Source organism: Salinarimonas rosea DSM 21201 (assembly GCF_000429045.1).
In the GTDB taxonomy this organism is placed as follows: Bacteria; Pseudomonadota; Alphaproteobacteria; order Rhizobiales; family Beijerinckiaceae; genus Salinarimonas; species Salinarimonas rosea.
This window is the reverse complement of the sequence record NZ_AUBC01000015.1, coordinates 65,559-85,415: the sequence shown is the minus strand read 5'-3', so window position 1 is coordinate 85,415 and position 19,857 is coordinate 65,559. Positions and strand designations below refer to the sequence as shown.

Annotated in this window: 19 protein-coding genes; 5 read left to right on the top strand and 14 right to left on the bottom strand. The window is 69.3% G+C overall.

The features are described from left to right. Positions 1-33: 33 nt before the first annotated feature. The 5 genes from G407_RS0112935 to G407_RS0112910 form a co-directional block, all read right to left on the bottom strand. Positions 34-747, bottom strand: a complete 714-nt coding sequence (locus G407_RS0112935) for a hypothetical protein (RefSeq protein WP_029031134.1) — start codon at positions 745-747, stop codon at positions 34-36. Next, complete coding sequence (locus G407_RS27540; protein WP_043539721.1) at positions 744-2,018, bottom strand: tyrosine-type recombinase/integrase; 1,275 nt, start codon at positions 2,016-2,018, stop codon at positions 744-746. The genes G407_RS0112935 and G407_RS27540 overlap by 4 nt, the downstream gene beginning before the upstream one ends. A gap of 867 nt (positions 2,019-2,885) precedes the next feature. Beyond that, a complete protein-coding gene (locus G407_RS0112920; protein ID WP_029031133.1) occupies positions 2,886-3,707 on the bottom strand; it encodes a class I SAM-dependent methyltransferase in 822 nt (273 codons plus the stop codon). 43 nt (positions 3,708-3,750) lie between these two features. Then, positions 3,751-5,298, bottom strand: a complete 1,548-nt coding sequence (locus tag G407_RS0112915; RefSeq protein WP_029031132.1) for a hypothetical protein — start codon at positions 5,296-5,298, stop codon at positions 3,751-3,753. 158 nt (positions 5,299-5,456) lie between these two features. Next, positions 5,457-6,263 carry a phytanoyl-CoA dioxygenase family protein gene (locus G407_RS0112910; protein WP_029031131.1) on the bottom strand — a complete coding sequence of 269 codons (807 nt, stop codon included), beginning with the start codon at positions 6,261-6,263 and terminating at the stop codon, positions 5,457-5,459. A 191-nt stretch (positions 6,264-6,454) separates the two neighbouring features. Here G407_RS0112910 and G407_RS0112905 point away from each other — a divergent pair, with 191 nt between their 5' ends. The 4 genes from G407_RS0112905 to G407_RS0112890 all read left to right on the top strand — a co-directional run bounded on the left by G407_RS0112905 (position 6,455) and on the right by G407_RS0112890 (position 9,255). After that, a complete protein-coding gene (locus tag G407_RS0112905; protein ID WP_029031130.1) occupies positions 6,455-6,769 on the top strand; it encodes a hypothetical protein in 315 nt (104 codons plus the stop codon). Beyond that, complete coding sequence (locus G407_RS0112900; protein WP_029031129.1) at positions 6,766-7,707, top strand: glycosyltransferase family 2 protein; 942 nt, start codon at positions 6,766-6,768, stop codon at positions 7,705-7,707. Before G407_RS0112905 ends, G407_RS0112900 begins: the two co-directional genes overlap by 4 nt. Before the next feature lie 146 nt (positions 7,708-7,853). Continuing rightward, positions 7,854-8,837, top strand: a complete 984-nt coding sequence (locus G407_RS0112895; RefSeq protein ID WP_029031128.1) for a class I SAM-dependent methyltransferase — start codon at positions 7,854-7,856, stop codon at positions 8,835-8,837. Between the two features lie 43 nt (positions 8,838-8,880). Continuing rightward, the gene (locus G407_RS0112890) at positions 8,881-9,255 is read left to right on the top strand and encodes a DMT family transporter (protein WP_052341323.1); all 375 of its coding nucleotides are present in this window, start codon (positions 8,881-8,883) and stop codon (positions 9,253-9,255) included. Positions 9,256-9,265: 10 nt separating this feature from the next. On the opposite strand, the gene G407_RS0112885 is transcribed toward G407_RS0112890, so the two are convergent. From G407_RS0112885 to rfbB, 6 genes are all read right to left on the bottom strand, one after another. Next, positions 9,266-10,204 (bottom strand): glycoside hydrolase family protein, encoded by a 939-nt coding sequence (locus tag G407_RS0112885; protein WP_029031126.1) that lies wholly within the window; start codon positions 10,202-10,204, stop codon positions 9,266-9,268. 2 nt (positions 10,205-10,206) lie between these two features. Then, the gene (locus G407_RS0112880) at positions 10,207-10,872 is read right to left on the bottom strand and encodes an acetyltransferase (RefSeq protein ID WP_029031125.1); all 666 of its coding nucleotides are present in this window, start codon (positions 10,870-10,872) and stop codon (positions 10,207-10,209) included. Then, the gene (locus G407_RS0112875) at positions 10,869-11,546 is read right to left on the bottom strand and encodes a class I SAM-dependent methyltransferase (RefSeq protein ID WP_052341322.1); all 678 of its coding nucleotides are present in this window, start codon (positions 11,544-11,546) and stop codon (positions 10,869-10,871) included. Before G407_RS0112875 ends, G407_RS0112880 begins: the two co-directional genes overlap by 4 nt. Before the next feature lie 98 nt (positions 11,547-11,644). After that, positions 11,645-12,373, bottom strand: a complete 729-nt coding sequence (locus G407_RS0112870; protein WP_084327506.1) for a WbqC family protein — start codon at positions 12,371-12,373, stop codon at positions 11,645-11,647. After that, positions 12,370-13,278 (bottom strand): sugar nucleotidyltransferase, encoded by a 909-nt coding sequence (locus G407_RS0112865; protein ID WP_029031122.1) that lies wholly within the window; start codon positions 13,276-13,278, stop codon positions 12,370-12,372. Before G407_RS0112865 ends, G407_RS0112870 begins: the two co-directional genes overlap by 4 nt. Further along, positions 13,275-14,381 carry a dTDP-glucose 4,6-dehydratase gene (gene rfbB, locus G407_RS27535; RefSeq protein ID WP_043539720.1) on the bottom strand — a complete coding sequence of 369 codons (1,107 nt, stop codon included), beginning with the start codon at positions 14,379-14,381 and terminating at the stop codon, positions 13,275-13,277. The genes G407_RS0112865 and rfbB overlap by 4 nt, the downstream gene beginning before the upstream one ends. A 184-nt stretch (positions 14,382-14,565) precedes the next feature. Between rfbB and rffA the strand changes: the two genes are divergently transcribed. Further along, a complete protein-coding gene (rffA, locus tag G407_RS0112855) occupies positions 14,566-15,696 on the top strand; it encodes a dTDP-4-amino-4,6-dideoxygalactose transaminase (protein WP_029031121.1) in 1,131 nt (376 codons plus the stop codon). Between the two features lie 224 nt (positions 15,697-15,920). On the opposite strand, the gene G407_RS27530 is transcribed toward rffA, so the two are convergent. The 3 genes from G407_RS27530 to G407_RS27525 all read right to left on the bottom strand — a co-directional run bounded on the left by G407_RS27530 (position 15,921) and on the right by G407_RS27525 (position 19,844). After that, positions 15,921-16,574 carry a toxin-activating lysine-acyltransferase gene (locus G407_RS27530; RefSeq protein ID WP_052341321.1) on the bottom strand — a complete coding sequence of 218 codons (654 nt, stop codon included), beginning with the start codon at positions 16,572-16,574 and terminating at the stop codon, positions 15,921-15,923. A 94-nt stretch (positions 16,575-16,668) separates the two neighbouring features. Further along, the gene (locus tag G407_RS0112845; protein ID WP_052341320.1) at positions 16,669-18,135 is read right to left on the bottom strand and encodes an HlyD family type I secretion periplasmic adaptor subunit; all 1,467 of its coding nucleotides are present in this window, start codon (positions 18,133-18,135) and stop codon (positions 16,669-16,671) included. A 2-nt stretch (positions 18,136-18,137) separates the two neighbouring features. After that, entirely contained in the window at positions 18,138-19,844 is a 1,707-nt protein-coding gene (locus tag G407_RS27525) for a type I secretion system permease/ATPase (protein ID WP_156917576.1), read from the bottom strand. Positions 19,845-19,857 lie beyond the last annotated feature (13 nt).

Here is a 19,857-nt window from a genome sequence, read left to right as displayed (position 1 = left end):
CTGGAAACGGAATCTCTACCAGTCGAGACGTGATCAGGCCGCGGGCTCGGTGAACGTCGCCGGCTCGACCTGGACGAGATCAGGGAGCCGGGCCGCGCCGCGGATGATTGGACCTTCCGCGCTACGCGCCGGGGTCGCGGCTTCCCCGGCAAGCCGGAACCGCTCGGCTATACTGAGGAAAGAAGGAAGATGTTCAGGTAAACATGGCACGTTCTGAGGTGCAGATGTGTTCTCGCACATATATCGATACGCCGCCCATAGATGTAGAACGGGCCTAAATAATTGATTAGCTTTCCTGTAACTCGCTTCCGATACTGAGAAATAGCGCTTGCGTCCGTCGTGCAAATCGGGGCGAGCCGCCCGCGCCGCGCCTTCGGAACGGCTGAAAGCCCTGATCGCACGTGCGATTTCGGTCGCGATCGATGGCGAGCCGTCGTTGGTATGCCGCAAGATCGCAAAGCCGACGACGTCGCCGACGAAGACGCCTTGAAGCATTCGCGTCTCGGCGACCGGCTGCAGGTGATGCACCCGGTCGCGCGTCTCGACGACGAACCGGGCGAAGGCACGAGCTTCGTCGGCGCTCATCGTGTCGAGCCGGTTCCCCCAATCCTCGACGATGACCGCCCGAATCCATGCCGCGCGTGCCCGCTCGTCATCCGGCCATATCATCGCCGCCGCGACGGCCGCGACGTCCACCGCCGACGGGGCATGCATGCAGGTCCGCGAGAGCGCGATCGTGAACGTCATGACCCGGCCCTCCGAAGCGCCACGACGTTCGCCGGGGCGTTGCCGGTGATCTCGGCGACGAGCCCGGCGAGCGCCGCCAGGGCCCGGCGCTTCTCGTCGGCGTAGGAGAATCGGTTGTAGACGCCAGCGACGCCGCCGGCCTTCCCCGTGCGATGGTTCAGGACGGCCTCGACGTGCTCTTGCGGGATGCCGAGCCGGGCCATGAGGGTAGAAGCCGTGCGTCGCAGGTCGTGGAGCCGCCAGGGCGCGGGTTCTGCGCCGAGCGCCGCCGTCATCTCCCGATGGGCGATGTCCTTCGCCTTGGACAGCCCGGAGACGGGCGTCTTGCCGGTCGTGGTGAAGACGAAGGGCGAAGGCTTCTCCGCGCCGTTCTCGGCGGCGAAGGTCGAGCGAGGGAGGCCGCGCAGGATCTCGACCACGGCGGGGGAGAGCGGCACGACGTGCGCCGTGTCGTTCTTCGTCCGGCTGCGCTCCAGTGTCCACCGCGGGGCGCCGCCGTCGAGGTCCAGTTCCTCCCACCGCATGCCGGTGACTTCCTCGCGCCGTTGGCCGGTGAGAAGCAGCACGCGCACGAGCGGCCCCATCGGGTAGCCCATGCCGCCCGTGGCGCTCCAGAGGGCCGCTATCTCCCGATCCTCGAGGAACCGATCCCGGCTCGTCTCGCGCGCCGGCGGCTTCACGCCGAGCACCGGCGACGTCTCGACCATGTCGCGGCTTGCCAACCAGCCGTAGAACACCCGCACGAGCGCGAGTGTCCGGTTCGCCGAGATCGGCGCGCGCTCGGCGATGCCGTCGAGAAGGGCGATCACGTCGCGCCGGCGCACGTCCTGGACCTTGCGGGAGCCGAGCGCGGGCTTGATCAGGCGCTCGGCGAGCCGCCGGTATTCGGCCGCGGTGCGCTCGCGCAAGGGACGGGTCGAGAGGAAGCGGTCTAGGAGCACCGCGACCGTGTCGGACGTGTCCCGCGCGGCCGCGATCGTCGCGGCCCTGGCGGCGCTGCGCTCGGCGCTCGGGTCGCGTCCCTCGCTCACGGCTGCCAGCGCGTCGCGCGCGGCCTTGCGGGCGTCCGCGAGCGCTTCGGGCGGTACGCCCTTCAAGGTGAGCTTGACCGGCTTCCCGGTGACGGGGGAACGGTAGCGCACCGCCCACGACTTCACGCCGCTCGGCTGGACGATGAGGTACAGGCCGGCGCATCCCCCGTCCGGGATCTCGCGTCGAGCGTCGCTCGGCTTGGCGCTCTCGACGGCGCGCACGGTGAGGGCCTTCGGCATCGGATCGGCTCCCGGGGTAACGCCGGGGTAACGGATCGGGGGTGTTAGCGGCCGTTACCCTGAGTGACTAACAGTGCCGAACATAGAGCCAAAAATCAGACGCCGCAAGGGCTTGAAGGGGAGCGGATGCGCAGATTTGTTAGGGTAGGTGAGGGAGCCGGAACCGACTTTTAATCTGTAGGTCCTGGGTTCGAGCCCCAGCGCGCTCACCACCTAAGCCCTTCAGAAGAAACAGTTTTCGATCGCCTGGATATTGCCTGCTTCCTGAGAGACCGTCGCGGAAGCACCGAAGCGTACCAGGCGCCCGGAATGTGGAGCGTTTCGACACGTTTCCTCCGTCGCTTCGACCAATTGCCCTTGGGAGCGCGACTGGATCGAAACGGAGATGAGCCCGAGCGATATGGACAAGATTCGCCGCACAGGGGAAACAGTCGGGTACGCCTGCAGCTCGTCGAGCGGAAATTCACCGACTGTTTCGCCATAGCCGTGAACCTCGTCGATTATGTTGCACCAAGTCGAGCTGCGCCGGTCGGGGGCGCAGGCTCCGTTCGCAACAAGCCTCGCATTCGCGCTCAACGACGCGGCCACAGCCCACGTCGGCACGGCCGATCAGCGAGCCGAAGGCGCCAGTCCGCTTCGCCTTGTGCGCCACCGTGCGGCACACGATGGCGTCTTTGTAGTTGCGCTTGACTCTCGTCGACAGTCTTTGAGACGCGGTGTCCAGGGCAAATCCGCGCCTTGCGACGCGCCAAAACGAATGCTGAACGAGGGTGGTAGCGCCGCTCCGCACCTCGCGTCGAGTGAGCGATGCCCGATTGTGCGACCTCTCGCACCCGTGTGCGCAGGACCATCGAGTTCACAGCCGGATCAGATGTGGATGACAGCCTTCATGTACGGGGCGATGTCGGCCGGCATGACCTGGAGAAGCCGTGCGATGCGCATGCGCACGAGGAGGCGTGCGACGTTGGCCATCGCGCCCTGGCGTCGGGCGAATTCGGGGTCGTTGTCCAGTCGAGCGAGCATCCGTTCCATGATGCCACGATCGAAGGTGACGCTGACGCCGCGCGCCCTGCAATGGCGCCGCACTGCAGGGATCGTGATGAAATTCAGCGAATCCCAGAGCGAAGCCGCGTCGAGCTCCCGCTCGAGCCGCTCGATGCGACGCCGGAAGAGCGCGCGCGTCGGGCCCGGTCCTAGAACGATCGGTATGCCGAAGTGCGACTCGTAGGGAAACGCATAGTTCGGGCACAGGACGAGCATGCGCCCCCCCGGTGACAGGAGCGCTACGGAGCGATCGAGCGCCTGGCGCCAGTCGGTGAGGTGCTCGAACACGTTGACGGAGAAGACGAGGTCGAACTCGCCTGCGCCGGGCTCCAGACCAAAGCCCTCGATCGGCGCGCGGTGGATCCTGATGCCGCGGTATGATTCCGCCACCTGGGTCAACGCGTGCTCGAACTTGGCGAATCCCTTCCCGATCGGCTCGAGCCCTTCGAACGCGAGGTCGGGCCGCAGGACTGAGAGCCGGGCCAGGAGGCATCCCGTCCCGCAGCCGATCTCGAGGACCCGTGCCCCCGCGGGTAGCCGCTCGATCTCGTCGCGGATCTCGCGCAGGCCGAAACCGGCCTCTGCCCGGATGCGAGCACGCTCGCCGACGTCCTCGATGAAGCTCTCGGGCTCGTCGATCGGCATCAGGACACCGCTGCCGCCGTCGAGCGGAGCGCGCGAAGAGGGTTCATCGCAGTATCCATGCAAAGATGTCTCCGTCGAGCGGCTGGATGGTGATCTCCCGCGTCGGGTCGACGTCGGTGCAGGGGGGACCCTCGAGATCCTCGGGCGAGAGCGTGTCGGCGACCGAGAGGACGTCGCTCATCCACCTGTCGAGGTCGGGCAGCCACTCGGTGAGACGCGGGTCGTCGCGGTTTGCCTCGACATAGGCCGCGGCCGCTCGCAGCGCGGGCACGGCTTCCGGGCACGCCTTCAGGTACCAGGGATAGGCGTAGGTATGCGCAAAGGGGGGCGCGAGCGCCCGCGGCGCCATCAGCGCGACGTAGCCCGACAGGACAGGGCTCGGAACGATCGTGGTCAGGGAGGCCTCGCGCAGGCGCGCGAGGTCCTCGGGCGGAAGATCGTGATTGATCACGATGAAGTACCGCCCACGCTCCAGGTCGAGACCCTGGGCGGAATGATGCGAGACGAGGATCCAGAGCGAGCAGGCGGCGGCGCCGACTGCAACTGCCGCCCGCGCGTCCGGGCGCGTCGCGCGCAGCAGAGCGGCTTCGAGCAGGAGCACGAGCGCGAAGGCGGAGCCGCAGGTGCCGACGACCGACTGCAGCATGGTCGGATGGATCGCGGCTCCCGAGAGCACCTGCTGCAACGCGATGAAGGCCTGGAGCAGGACGACGGTGACGCCGGCCACGATCCACCGAGTGCGCCGTGTGCCGTCCAGGATCGGCGACGCGGCAGCGAGTGCGGCACCCACGGCCGCGATGGTCCAGATCAGGTTGACGGAGAGGAAGGGTGCGTGGGTCAGTGCTCCGAGGCCGAACTCTCCGGCTTCGTCGAAGTCGACGACGAGGCGTGCCGCCACGAAGGCGGACACGCCCGCGAGCCAGACGAGTGCGTTGCACGCCAGGACTCGGACGACGGGAGGGTGCGCGGTCCCGATGCCGAAGCGCTCGAGACCCCGCCACAGGATGAAGACCCCGACGACATAGCCGTACCCCACGGCGACGGGAAAATAGAGGAGCGGCACCGGCAGGAGCAGGATCGCGGGCTGGCGGAACCGTCCAAGGGCGGCGACGGCCAGCGCGACCCAGAGCAGGCTGAGCTGCGGCTCGGGCGTTCGCAGGAAGGGGTGGAACCCCTCCCAGGCGACGGCCCAGAATGTGTCCTCGAAGCGCAGGTTGGGGAATGCCCCCAGGAGCAGTGGATTCGACTGGTTGAACAGGACGAGGCCGATGAAGCCGAACCACACCGCACGGAGCCCGGCGGACGGGCCTGCGAAACGTCGCACCAGGGCGAAGGTGAGGGCGCTGCCGACGAGGAGCGCGAGCCCGTCCATCACCAGGTTTTGGATCTCCCCGGAGACGCCTAGCTCGTGGAGCCACGTGACGACGTGACCGGAGGCGAACCGCACGGGATGGTGCGCCGCCGCGCGGGCCCCCTGATAGGTCAGGTAGGTCGTCTCGTCCCACCCGTTCTCGTAGGCCAGGTAGGGGCGCAGCAGATAGACGAGCGCTGGCTCCAGCGCCATCGCCATGAGGCCGAGGATGATCAGCACGACTAGAACCGGTCGCGACAGGACCAGGGACGAGTTAGGGGGAGAACGCACGTCGATACCGCTTTCCGCATCGTGGGGAAACGTCCCGGTGGGGCGATGTCACTCGCACCCGACGAGAGTGGACGGGTCCCGAAGACTGCCGGCCGCGGCGGCGCCGCTCACTGCTTCGCTTCGCGCTGCGCGATGTATGCCTCGACGCCCCGCGGCACACTCATGCCGTAGCCGAGCAGCCATCTCGTTTCGGTGTCCTCGGTGAAGCTCGGCCCGAGAGCTAGGGGAATGTCGATCTGCTGCTTGATCACGGGCGTCGTGTAGACGTGGTTGACCGCCCGCCTGTCCCGTTCCGTCGCATTGCTCCCGCCGGAGTGGAAGGCCATGCAGTCGAGCACGATGAACGTGCCCCGCGGAGCGGAGATCGGCAGCGCGTGCGCAGCGATGAACGGCTCCGACGGGAATTCCTCGATACGGTGGCTGGCGGGCAGGACGATCGTGCCGCCATTGTCGACGGTGAAATCGTCGACGCAGAAGAGCGCGTTGATCGCGAGCGGACGGCTCGACGTGAAATGCTGATAGGGCAGGTCGCGGTGGAACGCACCCTGGTTGTAGGGGCCGCCGCCGCCGGGGTTGACGACGCCGTTCTGCTGGCTGAGGACCACCGGCCCGATCATCTCACGGCACAAGGCGAGGATCATGGGGTGCGTCGCGAGTTCCAGGAACACGCGGTCGTACAACATGGGCAAGCGAATTGTGTTGTGCTCGTCGACAGCCTCCAGGCGCGAGCGCCCGAACCGCTCCTCGCTCGCTACACGCGCTCGCATAAAGGAAGCCTCGATCCGGTCGAGCGCGGCGTCGGGGTAGCCCGAGTCGACGAGCGTGTACCCGAAGGTCGCAAGTTCCTCTGCCGCCCTCTGGACCTCGCCCGCGATCTCCCGCTGCTTCAGGATACCGTAGCGCCGAACGCTCATGCGACCACCTCAGGGACACCGTCGCCTCGCGCGGAACATGTGCCGGCTGCACCCGGCGAGTCAAGGAGATGGCGCGTCGCACAACGGCTGCAGTCGGGACCGCCCCACCGCACTCCGCTTCGAATTCGCTGGCCACGAAAGTCCCGCGCGGCTATGCGGAACCCTGGGCGAAGTGAACCATCGAGCGCACCATGGCGGAACGGATGAGCGGTCTCCACCGCAGCGTGACCATGCCGGCCCAGTACGAGGCGGTCCAGCGCCTCGTCGGCTACGATCGAGGCAGCCGCAGCATGGCATCGATCGTGGTGGAATGGCTCGGGGGGAAACCCGCCGCGGAGATCGATCGCGTTCGGGATGGCTGGGTTCGTCGTCTCAAGCACCTCTCGGGGCATCGCGGGATCGCCGACCTTTGGACGGACCCGATGCGCGTCCCCCGTTTCGATCGCCTGCTGCGAGCCGCCAAGCTCCGCAGCGCATGTCATTCGGGAGTCGAGACGCGGCCGTGAAGATCTCGTTCGTGACCACCATCTACCGCACGGCGGGCTGCATAGAGCCGTTTGCACAGCGGGCCTTCGCCGCCGCGGAGGAAATGGGCTGCGCGTGCGAGGTCGTCTTCGTCGACGACGGCTCGCCGGACGACGGGGCCGCCGTGGCGCGCGCGCTTGCCGAACGGGACCCGCGCGTGATCCTCGTGGCACTTGCCCGGAACTACGGACAGCACAAGGCGCTCTGGACCGGCCTGGAGCACGCCGGCGGCGATCTCGTCATGATGCTCGACGGCGATCTCGAGGAGGACCCCGGCTGGGCGGTCGCCTTCAGGGAGCGGATGCGCGAGACCGGTGCGGACGTCGTCTACGGGCTGCAGAGCAAGCCCAAGGGCGGCTTCGTCTATCGTCAGTGCCGCCGCGCCTTCTACGGGCTGCTCGCCGCGCTCAGCGACGTGAGCTTCCCGAAGGACGTCATGACGGCGCGACTGATGAGCCGTCGCTACCTCGATCAGCTGCTGCGCTTCGAGGAGCGCGAGCTCTTCCTCGTGGGCGTGATGCACGTGGCCGGCTTCCGGCAGGAGCCCTGCGCCATGCACAAGCCGTCCCTACGCCCGACGAAGTACACCCTGCGCAAGCTCGCCTGGCTGTTCATCATGGCGGTGACGGCCTTCTCGATCCGCCCCCTCCTGATGGTGTTCTTCATCGGGCTGGCGATCAGCGCGCTCTCCGCGCTCTTCGTCGCCTACCTCCTCGTGCGCTACGCCGCCTTCGGCGTCGGCGTCGAGGGCTGGACGTCGGTCATGGCTGCGCTCTTCCTGATCATGGGCGTGACGACGTCGTTCACCGGCCTGATCGCGATCTACGTGGGCACGATCTTCCTCGAGGTGAAGCGGCGCCCGCGCACGCTGATCCGCGAGGTTGTCGCCACCCGGCCCCTCGACGCGGCGGGCGCGTGATGGACGGTTGCCCCGCCTGCGGCGCCCGGACACTGCCCGCGCTCCATCGATCGCCGCATCAGTGCCGATCGGTGCTCAGCAGCGGTCGGGTAATCGCCCGAGGGCTCTACCGGGCGACCTGCCTCGCGTGCGGCTATGGCTATCAGGTGCCGCAGCCGACCGCCGAGGACACGGCGGCAATCTATGCGGACGGCTACACGCTCGGCGCGGAGGCAGGCGTGGAGGCGGGCCGCGCCCGGCTCGTCCGCGACCTCCTTCGGGACGCGCTCGGCGGCAGGCGGCCCGGGCGCATCCTCGAGATCGGCAGCGGACGCGGTCATCTCCTCGCCGAGCTCGGCGCCACCTACCCCGATGCACGGGTGGAGGGAATCGAGCCGGCTACGGCGCTGGCGCGCGAGGCGCGCGAGCGCGGCGTGATCGTCTGCGAAGGTGGGCTCGAAGCCCGCGCCGATCGGGCGCGTGCCGCGGGCGAGCGGTTTGGCGCGATCGTCGCGGTCAACGTGATGGAGCACATGTTCGATCCCGTCGGGAGCCACGCCCTGGTCGCGGCGCTGCTGGAGCCGAACGGGGTCTTCCTCTCGATCACCCCGGACGGCGAGCGCGCGGGGATCGAGCTCCTCTTCGCCGACCATGTCTCCTCGTTCACGGCCGCGTCGCTCTCTCACGTCGCAGGGCGCGCGGGCCTGTCGCTCGTGTCGAGCGTCGCGCTCGACGGCGACCTGAGCGAGTTCCGGGCGAGCTGCATGCGCCTGCGGACGTGTACGCCGAACGCGGCCTGTTCTGCGGATCGCCCGACGACGGACGCCGCAGCGGTCGCCCGCGACCGTGCGGCGTTCCTGGGACGCATCGGCGATGCTGTTGCGCTGGAGCGGCCCTTCTTCGTCTTCGGCGCCGGCGAGGCGGCGGACCTGCTCGCCGGATACGCTCCGGACATCGTTGCCGCAGCGGAGGCCTTCGTCGTGGACGCGCCGACCCGGTCCGCCGTCCACGGCCGGCCACTCGTCGCCCTGGAGACAATCCCTCCGCGCTCGCGCCTGCTGCTGTGTGTGCATGCGCGCAGCGTGGACTCGGTCGCGCGGCGTCTCTCCGAGTCGGGGCATCTCGTCGCCCCTCCACCCTGGCGCGCCTGAGCGGCGCGCGAACGGCCCACCCCGGGCGCAACGAGGAGCGAGCATGCTGCTGGCGTGGTCGATGGTGGTCTCGACGATCGGGCTGACGGTGGTCGCCCAGCTGCTGGTGAAATGGCGCGTGGGTAGCGTCGCGCCCCCAGCTGGCGGAGCGGGCGACTATGCGCTGTGGATCCTGCGCGTGTTCACGGATCCGTACGTGGTGGCCGCCTTCCTCATGGCCGGCACCGCCGCGGCCGCCTGGTTCGTCGCCATGACCCGCCTGCCGCTCAGCCTGGCCTACCCGTTCATGGCTCTGACGTTCCCGATGGTCGTGCTGGGCAGCTGGGCCTTCTTCGACGATACGGTCTCGACGCTCCAGATCGCCGGCGTCGCGCTCATCGTCGGCGGCGTCGCTTTCGTCGGTCTCGGCGCGCGCTGAGGTCGCGCGCCTACCGCTGCAGGACGGCGAGGCCGAAGCCGGTCCGGCCGTAGCCGTCGCCGTTGTAGAGCATGTAGCGTTCGCCCCCATGGTCGAACACCATGGGATAGGTTCGCTCGGTCGCCTCCCAGGCATCCGGAGCCCCGAAGATCACGAGCGCATCGTCGCGCCGCTCCCAGGTCTCGCCGCCGTCGGGAGACCATGCATGACCGAGGGCGTAGCCGGGCCGGCGCCGCGCGTACCACATCGACAGCGTCCCGTCCGGCTCGCGCACGACGCAGGGCCGCGAGATCGCGAACTCCCCCGGGTCGGCAGTGCCCGCCAGCCCGATCACGACGCGCGGCGACTGCGTCCAGGACAGCCCGTCGCGCGAGCGCGCCTCCTTGACGACATGCTCCATCGCGAGCCGCTCCTCGCCCCACGAGAGGTGGCTGCCGAACCACATCCTGTAATCGCCCACTCCCATCTCGACGACCCATGGGTAGCCGACGGTGAGCGGGTTCGCCTCCGAACGGCCGACGATCGGTGTCGCGCCGACGCGCACAAAAGGTGCGCCGGGGCGATCGGCGACGGCCAGGCCGATGAAGTTCGTGAACGGGACCGAGACTCCAACCGTCCAGCCCAGATAGTAGGCGTGGAGGCGGCGGCCGATCGGGAGGACGCAGCCGACGGTCACGCCGTCGGCATCGAACGCGCCGCGCGGCCCCGGCTCGAGGAGCGGCCCTTCGACGGGCCCGACCCGCTCGTACCGGGTGCCGTCGAGCGCGACTCGCACGCACGCCAGCGAGGATCGCTGCGCCCCGTCGCGAACCGAGAAGTAGATGTCGACGGTCCCGTCCTGGCGTGTGACGGCGGTCGGGTAGGCGGCATGGCTCGTCCACCACCCGTCGGTCGGCCGCGGCTCCAGCACGCGCCCCAGGGGTAGCCAAGTCTGCCGCCCCCCGCGCATGCTCACAGCCGCTTCAGGCGCGTGGAGGGCACCGCACGCTTCTCGGCGCTGAACGGCAGGACGTAGACTCCCTCCGGCTCGGTGTCGCTCGCGATCGGAACGCCGGCGCCGGCGAGCGTGAAGGGCGCGATCGTCACATGATCCGTAACCGTCACGTTGACGCCGAGAAAGCTGTTCGCGCCGATACGGCAGGAGCCGGAGACGACCACGTGCGACGACACGAAGACATTGTCCTCGATAATCGAATGATGGCCGATGTGGTTGCCGGACCAAAGGACCACGTTCTCGCCGATGCGCGTGAACGGCTGGACGGTATTGTTCTCCAGGATCAGGCAGTTGTCGCCGATCGCGTCGGTGAACACGTTCGCCTTCGGGCTGACGTAGCTGGTGAGCCGGTAGCCGGCGCCACGCATGGCCGCGACCTTATCCGCACGGACCCGGTTCATCCGCGCGTAGGACAAGGCGACGAAGCCGTCGTGCTCGGCGGGATCGAAACGGCGCGCCACCTCCTCGAAGGGAAGCACGGGCCGGCCGAAATGCGTCGGCTCTTTCAGGTAGGCGGCATCCACTGTGAAGGCCGCGACGGTACGCGACAGCGTGCGCTCGAAATAGAAGGCCGCGACCTCGGCGATCTCGCCGGCCCCGAAAACGACGATCGGACGGGTCACGCTGCGGCCTCCTCGAAGCGGACGCGGACGGTGAATTCCCACATTCCGTAATCGTGGGCAAGGGTGACGCGATTGCCGAAACGCGCGATGCAGCGGCCGAGGATCATCCCGGGGTCCGGATACCACAGCGTCCGCCGCATGCGGTCCGCGTCCGAGTATCGCGTGAGGCAGTTGAAGGCGATCCCCTTGCGCGCGCGTTCGCCCATCGTCTCGATGGTCGCGAAGACGTGAGCCTCCCAGTCCTTGTCGGGGATGTCGAGCCGCACATTGAAGATGCCGCTTGCGAGCAGGTAGTCATGCGGTTCGCTCGGGACCGAGCCGACGACGAACCGGACGGCCGTGAGGCCCTCGCAATGGCGCATCGCCGCCGCGATCATCTCGGGAGCGACGTCGAGCCCGAGGTAGGGGCCGTTCAGCCCGTGGCGCCGGAGGTGGTGGGCGAGTGCGCCGTAGCCGCAGCCGATCTCGGCGACGGACGCGGTCGCGTCGTGGCCGATGACGTGCGACAGCTCGCGGAAGCGGCGCTCCTGCCCCTCCTCGTCCCGCCAGTCGACACCACGCGCCGTCGGGCCGTGGGCAGACAGCGTCCCGGCGTAGTAGCGCGCGATCCGCTCGAGGTGGGTGGTCCCGAGCGGTGCCGCGCGGGAGTCCTCGCGGGCGACGTCAGACGGCATCGGCGTCCTCCTGCTGGTGGCCTTCACCCGCGATCCCGCCCTACAGGAATGTCGTTCCACGGGCAAGCTGGTCTGGCGGGTCCTGCGGGTCGCGCATCCTAGCCCGTGATTCGGCGACCTCCCTCGGCGGAGCCGACGTTAAGGACGAGATCCAAGATCGAGACCGCCGGCTCGAACCCGCCCCAGCACTGGGGATAGGGAGCCAGGCCGCTGTAGTCCATCCATTCCACGAGGATGCCCGCGCGCTCGAAGAGCGCCACGTCGAGGTAGTCGCGCGCTGCCGGGCCACTGAGGTAGCGCGTGGCGCCGAGCGCGCGGCACAGCTCCAGGAGCCGCCGGCTCGGATCCATGGCGAGCAAATCCGCACGCGGCAAGACGGCATCGCACGGCACGATCGGCGTGGCGATGCCGAGACGCCGGGCGAACGCGACCAGAAGCTCGCGGTTGATCACGCTCAGCATGTCCTCGCGCCCCACCGCCTCGTACGCGTCGGCGATCCAGCGGAACTCGGCCTCGAACGCAGCCGCGCGCCGATAGCTCGCGTCCAGGGACCGCAGATGAGCCTGCGCCCAGGATGGGTCGGAGACCCGCGTCTCGTCGATGGCCTGCTGAAACCGGCCCCTGCTCTCCACCGGGATCGTCAGCCAGGCGAGCCCATTAGGCGTCTTGATCCGATTGCGGTTGCGCCAGTCCCGTCGCGTGAACTGAACGCAATCGAGGAGAACGAACGTCGAGGCTCGGCGCATCTGGGCGAAGTAGCCGCGCCAGGGCACGTAGTTCGACTGGGTGGCGACGACGACGGTTTCCCCCGCAGGCTCCTGCATCATAGGACACCGACCTCGCGCCGCGTGCGCTCGCCGGCCACGACACTGAGGTAGTCCGCGTAGCTGCTCGCGGGCATGCCGGCCACGAGCGCGGCGAACTGTGCATCGTCGATAAAGCCCATGTTGAGCGCGACCTCTTCCGGGCAGGCGATCTTGATGCCGGTGCGTTCCTCCAGGACCCGCACGAGTTGCCCCGCCTCGAACAGATCCTCGGGCGTGCCGCAATCGAGCCAGGCGCAGCCGCGTCCGAGCATCTCGAGCCGCAGGTCGCCGCGCTCGAGATAGATCCGGTTGAGATCGGTGATCTCGAGCTCGCCGCGAGCCGAGGGACGCAGCGTGCGCGCCAGCTCCAAGGCGTCCGCGCCATAGAAATAGAGTCCGGGCACCGCATGATTCCCGACGAAGGTCTTGGGCTTCTCGACGAGCCGCAGCGGCCGTCCGTCGTCGTCGAGCACGACGATGCCGAAGCGCTCGGGCTTGGCTACGGGAAGAGCGAAGATCGTCGCGCCGTCCTCCACCTCCGCGGCCTTGCGGAGCATGTCCCCGAGCCCCGTCCGGAAGAAGATGTTGTCACCCAGGATCAGCGCCACCGGACCGTCGATGAGACTTGCGCACAGCAGGATCGCCTGCGCTATTCCATCCGGGCTCGGCTGGACCACGTAGTGGATCTCGATCCCCAGGTGCTCGCCGTTCCCGAGGCAGCGCCGCAGCTCCGGGAGCCATTGCGGCGTCGACACGATCGCCACGCGCCGGATGCCCGCGAGCATCAGTGTCGAGAGCGAGTAATATATCAGCGGCTTGTCGTAGACCGGAAGGATCTGCTTGTTGACCATGCTCGTCAGCGGGTAGAGGCGAGAGCCCGTCCCGCCCGCGAGGATGATGCCCAGCCTGCTCGCCTGCACGCTCATGAATCCGCCGCCTTCTCGCGGGACGAGACGATCCCGCGACGCACGAGCCCGCTCTCCCGCAGCCGCGACGCGTAGCGCCCAAAGTTCGCGACGTACCAGGCAACAGTGCGTTCGAGCCCTTCGCTCAGGGTGAAGCGCGGATGCCAGCCGAGCTCGGTGCGTAGCGGCTCGGGATCCACGTCGTAGCGCAAGTCGTGACCCGGGCGATCGGCGACGAACGCGATCAACCGCTCGTAGGGACCGTTCTTGTCGGGCGCAATGCGGTCGAGGGCGGCGCAGATCATGCTTACGAGGGCGATGTTGCTGGTGGCGCCGTAGCCGCCCGCGAGGTACTGGGCCCCGGGCCTGCCCCGATGCCGCACGGCGAGCAACGCATCGACGTGATCCTCGACGAACAGCCAGTCACGCACGTTGACGCCGCGACCGTAGACGGGCAGCGGGGCTCCCGAGAGGGCTGCGAGGACGATGGTCGGAATCAGCTTCTCGGGATGCTGCCAGGGACCGAAGTTGTTCGAGGCGTTGCTGACGACGACCGGCAGGCCGTAGGTCCGCCACCAGGCTCGCGCGAGGTGGTCCGCTCCGGCCTTGGACGCCGCGTAGGGCGAGTTGGGGGCGTAGGGATCACCGATCCGGAACCGCGCCTCTCCCTCGAGCGGCAGCGTTCCGAAGACCTCATCCGTCGATACGTGGACGAGGCGAAAGGCGTCCCGCCGCTGGCTGTCGAGCGCGGACCAGTATGCCCTCGCGGCCTCGAGCACGCAGGCCGTGCCCAGGAGGTTCGTACGCACGACGTCCATGGGCCCGTCAATCGAGCGATCGACGTGGGATTCAGCGGCGAGGTGGTAGATCACGTCGGGCTGGAAGTCGGCGAGCGACGCAGCCAGCGCCTCGCCGTCGCAGATGTCGATCCGGGCATGGCGGTAGAGCGGCGAGCGGCTGGCATCGCCGAGGCTTTGCGGATCGCTCGCGTAGGTCAGCTTGTCCACATTGAGAACCGGCATGCCTTCGTCGAGCACGAGCCTCCTCACGAGACTCGAGCCGATGAAGCCGCATCCGCCGGTCACGAGGGCCCGACCGCTAGCTCGCCCGCTGTATCCTCCCATCTGCACCTGCTCCCGCTCGCCGCGGCACTGACCGCCTTCCACTCGCACGCGCACCGATCCTCGTAAAGGCCTTCGGCCGCGTGGCATCGCTTGCACCGGGCCGCCGGCGCGCGTAACGCTCGCATCGGTGAACTGGAGCAGGCGGCGCCTTGCTCCGTCGCCGAAGCGCATGGGAGCAGTTTGCTTGATTCCCCTCCACAAGCCCCTCATCGCCGGTCGCGAGGCGGAAAATGTCGCGCAGGCGCTCGCCTCGGGACGGGTCTCGGGCCATGGCCCCTTCACGCTGGCCTGCCAAGATCGCCTGCGCGACCAGATCGGCTCGGCCAAGGTCCTGCTGACCCATTCCTGCACCGCGGCGCTGGAAATGTCGGCGATGCTCGCCGACGTCGGTCCGGGCGACGAGGTGATCATGCCGTCGTTCACCTTCGTGAGCACGGCGAACGCTTTCGTGCTGAGGGGCGCGACGCCGGTCTTCGTGGATATTCGCGAGGACACGCTGAACCTGAACGAGGCCGAGATCGAGAGGGCGATCGGACCGCGGACGCGCGCCATCTGCGTCGTTCACTACGCCGGAGTCGGTGCCGACATGGCTGCCATCGAGGGGATCGCGCGCCGCCACGGCCTGACCCTGATCGAGGATGCCGCGCAGGGACTGAACGCCTGGGTCCAGGGCAGGCCGCTCGGCTCGATCGGCGCGCTCGCGGCGCTGAGTTTCCACGAGACGAAGAACGTTGTCAGCGGCGAGGGCGGCGCGCTCCTTGTCAACGATCCCGGACTCGTCGAGCGCGCGGAGATCATCTGGGAGAAAGGGACCGACCGGACCCGCTTTGTTCGCGGCGAAGTCGACAAATATACCTGGATCGACATAGGCAGCTCATATCTGCCGAGCGACATCGTCGCGGCGGTCCTTCTCGCCCAGCTCGACGCGGCTCCAGCAATTACCGCGGAGCGCCGACGCATCTGGCGGCGCTACGACGAGGCGTTCGCCGAGCTGGTCGAGCGCCGGCGGTTCGGCGTCCTGGGACCACCAAGCTATGCCGAGCATAATGCCCACATCTTCGCGCTCCTTCTTAGAGATGAGACGGAACGCGAAGCGCTTAGGGCTTTCTTGAAGGCGCGTGGCATCGGAGCGGCGAGCCACTACGTACCTTTGCATTCGGCGCCCGCTGGGCGTCGCTTCGGGCGCGAGTCCGGGCGGCTTTCGGTTACCGAGCAAGTCGCCGGCGGGCTGCTCAGGCTCCCGCTTTTCGCGGGCATGGGCGATGCGGAAGTCGATGTCGTGATTGCCGCGGTTCGCTCGTATTTCGACCCCTGACCAAAATGCTCGCGCTGGGGCGGAGCGGCCCTGTCCCGCGCTTAACGAGACATGGGGCGCTTCATGGCTCGGGTCGCGCGAGCGGACGACATCTGGAAGCCGCATAGCGCGCGCGCCTTCGTCAGCGGCAAGGCATCGCACAGCCGAGTGCAGCGGCCTCGCGGACGACCTCATCCGCATGCGCGTCGTGATCGAGCCCTAGCCTCGCGATCGTGACGGCATCCTCACCGTTGCCCCCCACCCCCATCCTCCGCCGCCGGCGCGTCCGCGCGCCGTGCGCCGAGCTTCTCCAGCGCCTCGCGGTCGACCTGGCGGGCGACGACCGGGTGGATCAGCACCGCGCGGCCCTTGGCCACCTGGCGGAAGTTCGCCAGCACGGAGGTGGCGAGGCGCTGGTTGGGGGCGATGACGTCGAGGAGCCAGACCGCGTCGCCGCTCGCCCAGTCCTCGGGCTTGAGGCGGACGGGGAAGACGCCGGCCTTGATCTGCTCGCGGATCTTCGCGTCGACCTCGGGCGAGACGCTCGCCCAGATGGCGATGCCGGCGAGCGCGCCCAGATCGACGCTGGGCTTCTCGGCGCTCTCGTCGCCCTCGCCGGCGCGGGGCGTCGCGATGGCAATGCGGTCGCGCACCAGCGGCTCGAGCACGAGGGACTGCAGGTCGGCGAGGCTCTGGTGGCGATAGCGCGGCAGGCCGGCGAGCGCGAGCGTCACCTGGCCCACCGCCCCGAGCAGCCGGCCGCGCACCTCCGCGATCTTCGCGAGCGCCTCCGCGGAGGCCTGCGGCTTCGCGCCATCGGCGGGCGGGGTCGCGGCAGGCGTCTCGGCCGCGCGGCCGTTGGCGTGGCCGTTCGTCTGCCCGTTGGTCTGGCCGGTCATGGGCGAAGGTCCTCTCGTGTGGTCGGCGCGTCATCGCTATCCGACGGTGTCGCGGGGTGCAAGCGGCGGCCGACACCGCCGCTCGAAGGCGGGCTCAGCGCTCGCGCAGCGCCTGCTCCAGGTGGTCGGTGACCGGCTTGAACAGGTAGCTGAGGATCGAGCGCTGCTCGGTGGTGATGAAGACGTCGGCGGGCATGCCGGGCACGAGAACGCGGCCCTCGAGCCGCGCCAGCTCCTCGGCCTCGAGCCGCACGACGACGCGGTAGAAGGAGGCGCCCGTCGCCTCGTCGACGACGCTGTTCGCCGAGATTCGCGACACGCGACCGACGAGCTCGGGCGTCGTGCGGGCGTTGAAGGCGGAGAAGCGGATGAAGGAGCTCTGATCCACCGCCACGCGGTCGATCGCCATCGGCTCGACGCTCGCCTCGATCTCGAGCCCGTCCTCGCGGGAGATGATCTGCGCCACTGTTGCGCCCGGCGCGACGACGCCGCCGATCGTGTTGAGCGCGAGCTCGTGCACGACGCCGGCGACCGGCGCCCGGATCTCGATGCGCTCCAGCTGCTTGCGGGTGGCGACGATCTGCTGGGCGAGTTCGCTCGCCTCGAGCGATACGTCGCGCAGCTCGGAGAGGACCGCCTCCTTGAACTCGCGCTCGATCTGGAGGACGGCGATCTCGGTCTCCGCCTTGGCGTTGTCGATGCGCGCGAGCTCGGCCTCCTCGCGGGTGCGCGCGCCGACGAGGTCGGAGCGCTCGCGCTCCATGGCCAGCAGGCGCGTGCGCTGGGCGAAGCCCTTCTCGACGAGGTCGCGCAGGCCGCCGATCTCGTCGTCGTAGGAGCTGATCTGCTCGGCCAGCGAGGCGACGAGGCCCTCGACGCCGCGACGCTGGTTGGCGAGCTGCTCGATCTTCTCGCGCGCCTGCTGGATCTGCCCCTCGCGCGCGGCCCGGCGCGCCTCGAACAGCGAGACCTGGGCCAGGAGGTGCGCGTCCCGCGGCAGGACGGCGACGACCGAGTCTGGCCCCGCTAGCGGCCGGACCTCCCGCGCGCCGTCGCGCTCGGCCTCGAGCCGCGCCTGGCGCGCAATGGCCTCGCGCCAGCGGTTCTCGTAGATCGCGAGGTTCGCCGCGAGCGCCGTGTCGTCGAGGCGCACCAGGACGGCGCCCCGCGCGACGAGGTCGCCCTCGGCGGCCAGGATCTCGTCCACGACGCCGCCGTCGAGGTGCTGCACGCTGCGCGGGCGGCCCTCGAGCGCGACCGTGCCCGGCGCGACAACCGCGCCGGCGATCTCGGCATGGGCGAGATAGGCGCCCACGCCTCCGAACAGCGCCACGAAGGCGACCGCGCCGGTGATCATCGCGCCGCGATAGCCCGTGCGCGGGCCGCGCTCGGCGGGAGCCGGCGGCGTGGCCGCAGACGGCTCGCCCTCGTCCGTCCGGTCCTTCGCGGCGGCCGCGGCGTGGGCGGCTGCGGTGCGCACGCCGGGGAAGGGAGTCGGTTCGGCGGCGCCGATAGGGCGCTTCTCGTCGTCGTTCTCGCTGGGCGGGACGCGCTCGCTCATGGTCAGGCCTCCACCACCCGGGCGACGCGCGAGAGCACCTCGGACTTCGGCCCGAAATCGGCCTGGCGCCCGGTGTTGAGCATCAGGATCGTGTCCACCGCCGCGATGGCGCTCGGGCGGTGGGCGATGACGACGACCGTCGTGCCGCGCTTGCGCAGGGCGAGGATGGCGTCGCGCAAGGCGGCGTCGCCCTCGGCGTCGAGGTTGGCGTTGGGCTCGTCGAGCACGACGAGGGCGGGCGTGCCGTAGACCGCGCGGGCGAGCGCGATGCGCTGCGTCTGCCCACCCGAGAGCGGGCTCGGGCCGTAGCCGATGCGCGTGGCGTAGCCCTCCGGCAGGCCGAGCACGAGGCGGTGCACGCCCGCGAGCTTCGCCGCCTCGACCACGTCGGCGTTCGAGGCCTGCGGGTCGAAGCGCGCGATGTTCTGCGCGATGGTGCCGGGCAGGAGATCGACCTGCTGGGGCAGGTAGCCGATGTGTCGGCCGATCACGTCGCGGTCCCACTGGTCGTAGGGCGCGCCGTCGAGGCGCACCGAGCCGGAATCCGGCTCCCAGACGCCGACGAGGAGGCGCGCGAGCGTCGACTTGCCCGCCGTGCTCGGCCCGATGACGCCGAGCCCGTCGCCGGGCTTCAGGTCGAAGGTGATGCCGTCGAGGATCACCCGCGGCTGGCCGCGCGCGCCGCCGTCCGGCGCGAGCTTGCGCAGGCCGCGCACGGAGATCTGGCCCTGCGGCGCCGGCAGCTGGAGCTTCGGCTCCGCCGTATCGCTCCGCCCGAGATGCTCGCCGAGCCGGCGATAGGCGGCGCGCGCCTTCACCAGCATGCGCCATTGGCCGACCACCTGGTCGATGGGCGCGAGCGCGCGGCCGGCGATGATCGAGGCGGCGATGATCATGCCCGGCGTGATCTCCTGGTGGATCGCGAGATAGGCGCCGAGCCCGAGGATCGCCGACTGCATCAGGAGCCGCCAGGCCTTGGAGAAGGCGCCGATCGCCTCCGTGCGCTCGGTACCCGTCTGCGCCACGGCGCCGCCGGCGCCAGCGGTTGCGCCCCAATGGTCCCGCACGCGCCCGAGCATGCCCATGGCGAGGATGCTCTCCGCGTGGCGCAGGCTCTGCTCGGCGAAGCGGCTCGCCTTGATCTCGGCCACGGCGGCCTGCCCGAAGGCGTTGCGGGTCGCCACCTCGCCGATGATCGCGAGCACGACGGCCACCGCGATTCCGGCGAGCGTGAGGAGCCCGAGGTCGAGATGGAGCAGGAAGACGACACCGACGAAGAGCGGCACGAAGGGCAGATCGAACAGGGCGACGAAGCCGGGCGAGCTCATCACGCCGCGCACGGTAGCGAGGTCCGCGAGCGGCCGCGCGCTCGCGCCCGTCGTCGACAGGCCCTGGAGGATCCAGATCTGGAAGGTCGGGTTGCCGAGCTTGTGCTCCAGCGCGTGCCCGACCCGCGACATCACCCGCTGGCGCAGCAGGTCGAACAGGCCCATGAAGGCGAAGAGCCCGACCGTGAGGCCGAACAGGACGACGAGGGTGGGCACCGAGCGGCTCGCCAGCACCCGGTCGTAGACCTGGAGCATGAACAGCGGGCCGGTCAGCATCAGGACGTTGACCGCTGCCCCGAGCACGAGCGCGCCTACGAAGGCGAAGCGCACGGAGCGCATCGCCTCCGCGAGCTGGGTGGGTCCGGACGGGGACGCTGGCACGCGGGTACGCTCC

What these genes read in the sequence shown, in the direction of transcription:
- G407_RS0112935 (WP_029031134.1), bottom strand. Translation starts at nt 747, where the DNA reads ATGACGTTCACGATCGCGCTCTCGCGGACCTGCATGCATGCCCCGTCG.
- G407_RS27540 (WP_043539721.1), bottom strand. Translation starts at nt 2,018, where the DNA reads ATGCCGAAGGCCCTCACCGTGCGCGCCGTCGAGAGCGCCAAGCCGAGC.
- G407_RS0112920 (WP_029031133.1), bottom strand. Translation starts at nt 3,707, where the DNA reads ATGCCGATCGACGAGCCCGAGAGCTTCATCGAGGACGTCGGCGAGCGT.
- G407_RS0112910 (WP_029031131.1), bottom strand. Translation starts at nt 6,263, where the DNA reads ATGAGCGTTCGGCGCTACGGTATCCTGAAGCAGCGGGAGATCGCGGGC.
- G407_RS0112905 (WP_029031130.1), top strand. Translation starts at nt 6,455, where the DNA reads ATGGCGGAACGGATGAGCGGTCTCCACCGCAGCGTGACCATGCCGGCC.
- G407_RS0112890 (WP_052341323.1), top strand. Translation starts at nt 8,881, where the DNA reads ATGCTGCTGGCGTGGTCGATGGTGGTCTCGACGATCGGGCTGACGGTG.
- G407_RS0112885 (WP_029031126.1), bottom strand. Translation starts at nt 10,204, where the DNA reads ATGCGCGGGGGGCGGCAGACTTGGCTACCCCTGGGGCGCGTGCTGGAG.
- G407_RS0112875 (WP_052341322.1), bottom strand. Translation starts at nt 11,546, where the DNA reads ATGCCGTCTGACGTCGCCCGCGAGGACTCCCGCGCGGCACCGCTCGGG.
- G407_RS0112870 (WP_084327506.1), bottom strand. Translation starts at nt 12,373, where the DNA reads ATGATGCAGGAGCCTGCGGGGGAAACCGTCGTCGTCGCCACCCAGTCG.
- G407_RS0112865 (WP_029031122.1), bottom strand. Translation starts at nt 13,278, where the DNA reads ATGAGCGTGCAGGCGAGCAGGCTGGGCATCATCCTCGCGGGCGGGACG.
- rfbB (WP_043539720.1), bottom strand. Translation starts at nt 14,381, where the DNA reads ATGGGAGGATACAGCGGGCGAGCTAGCGGTCGGGCCCTCGTGACCGGC.
- G407_RS27530 (WP_052341321.1), bottom strand. Translation starts at nt 16,574, where the DNA reads ATGACCGGCCAGACCAACGGGCAGACGAACGGCCACGCCAACGGCCGC.
- G407_RS0112845 (WP_052341320.1), bottom strand. Translation starts at nt 18,135, where the DNA reads ATGAGCGAGCGCGTCCCGCCCAGCGAGAACGACGACGAGAAGCGCCCT.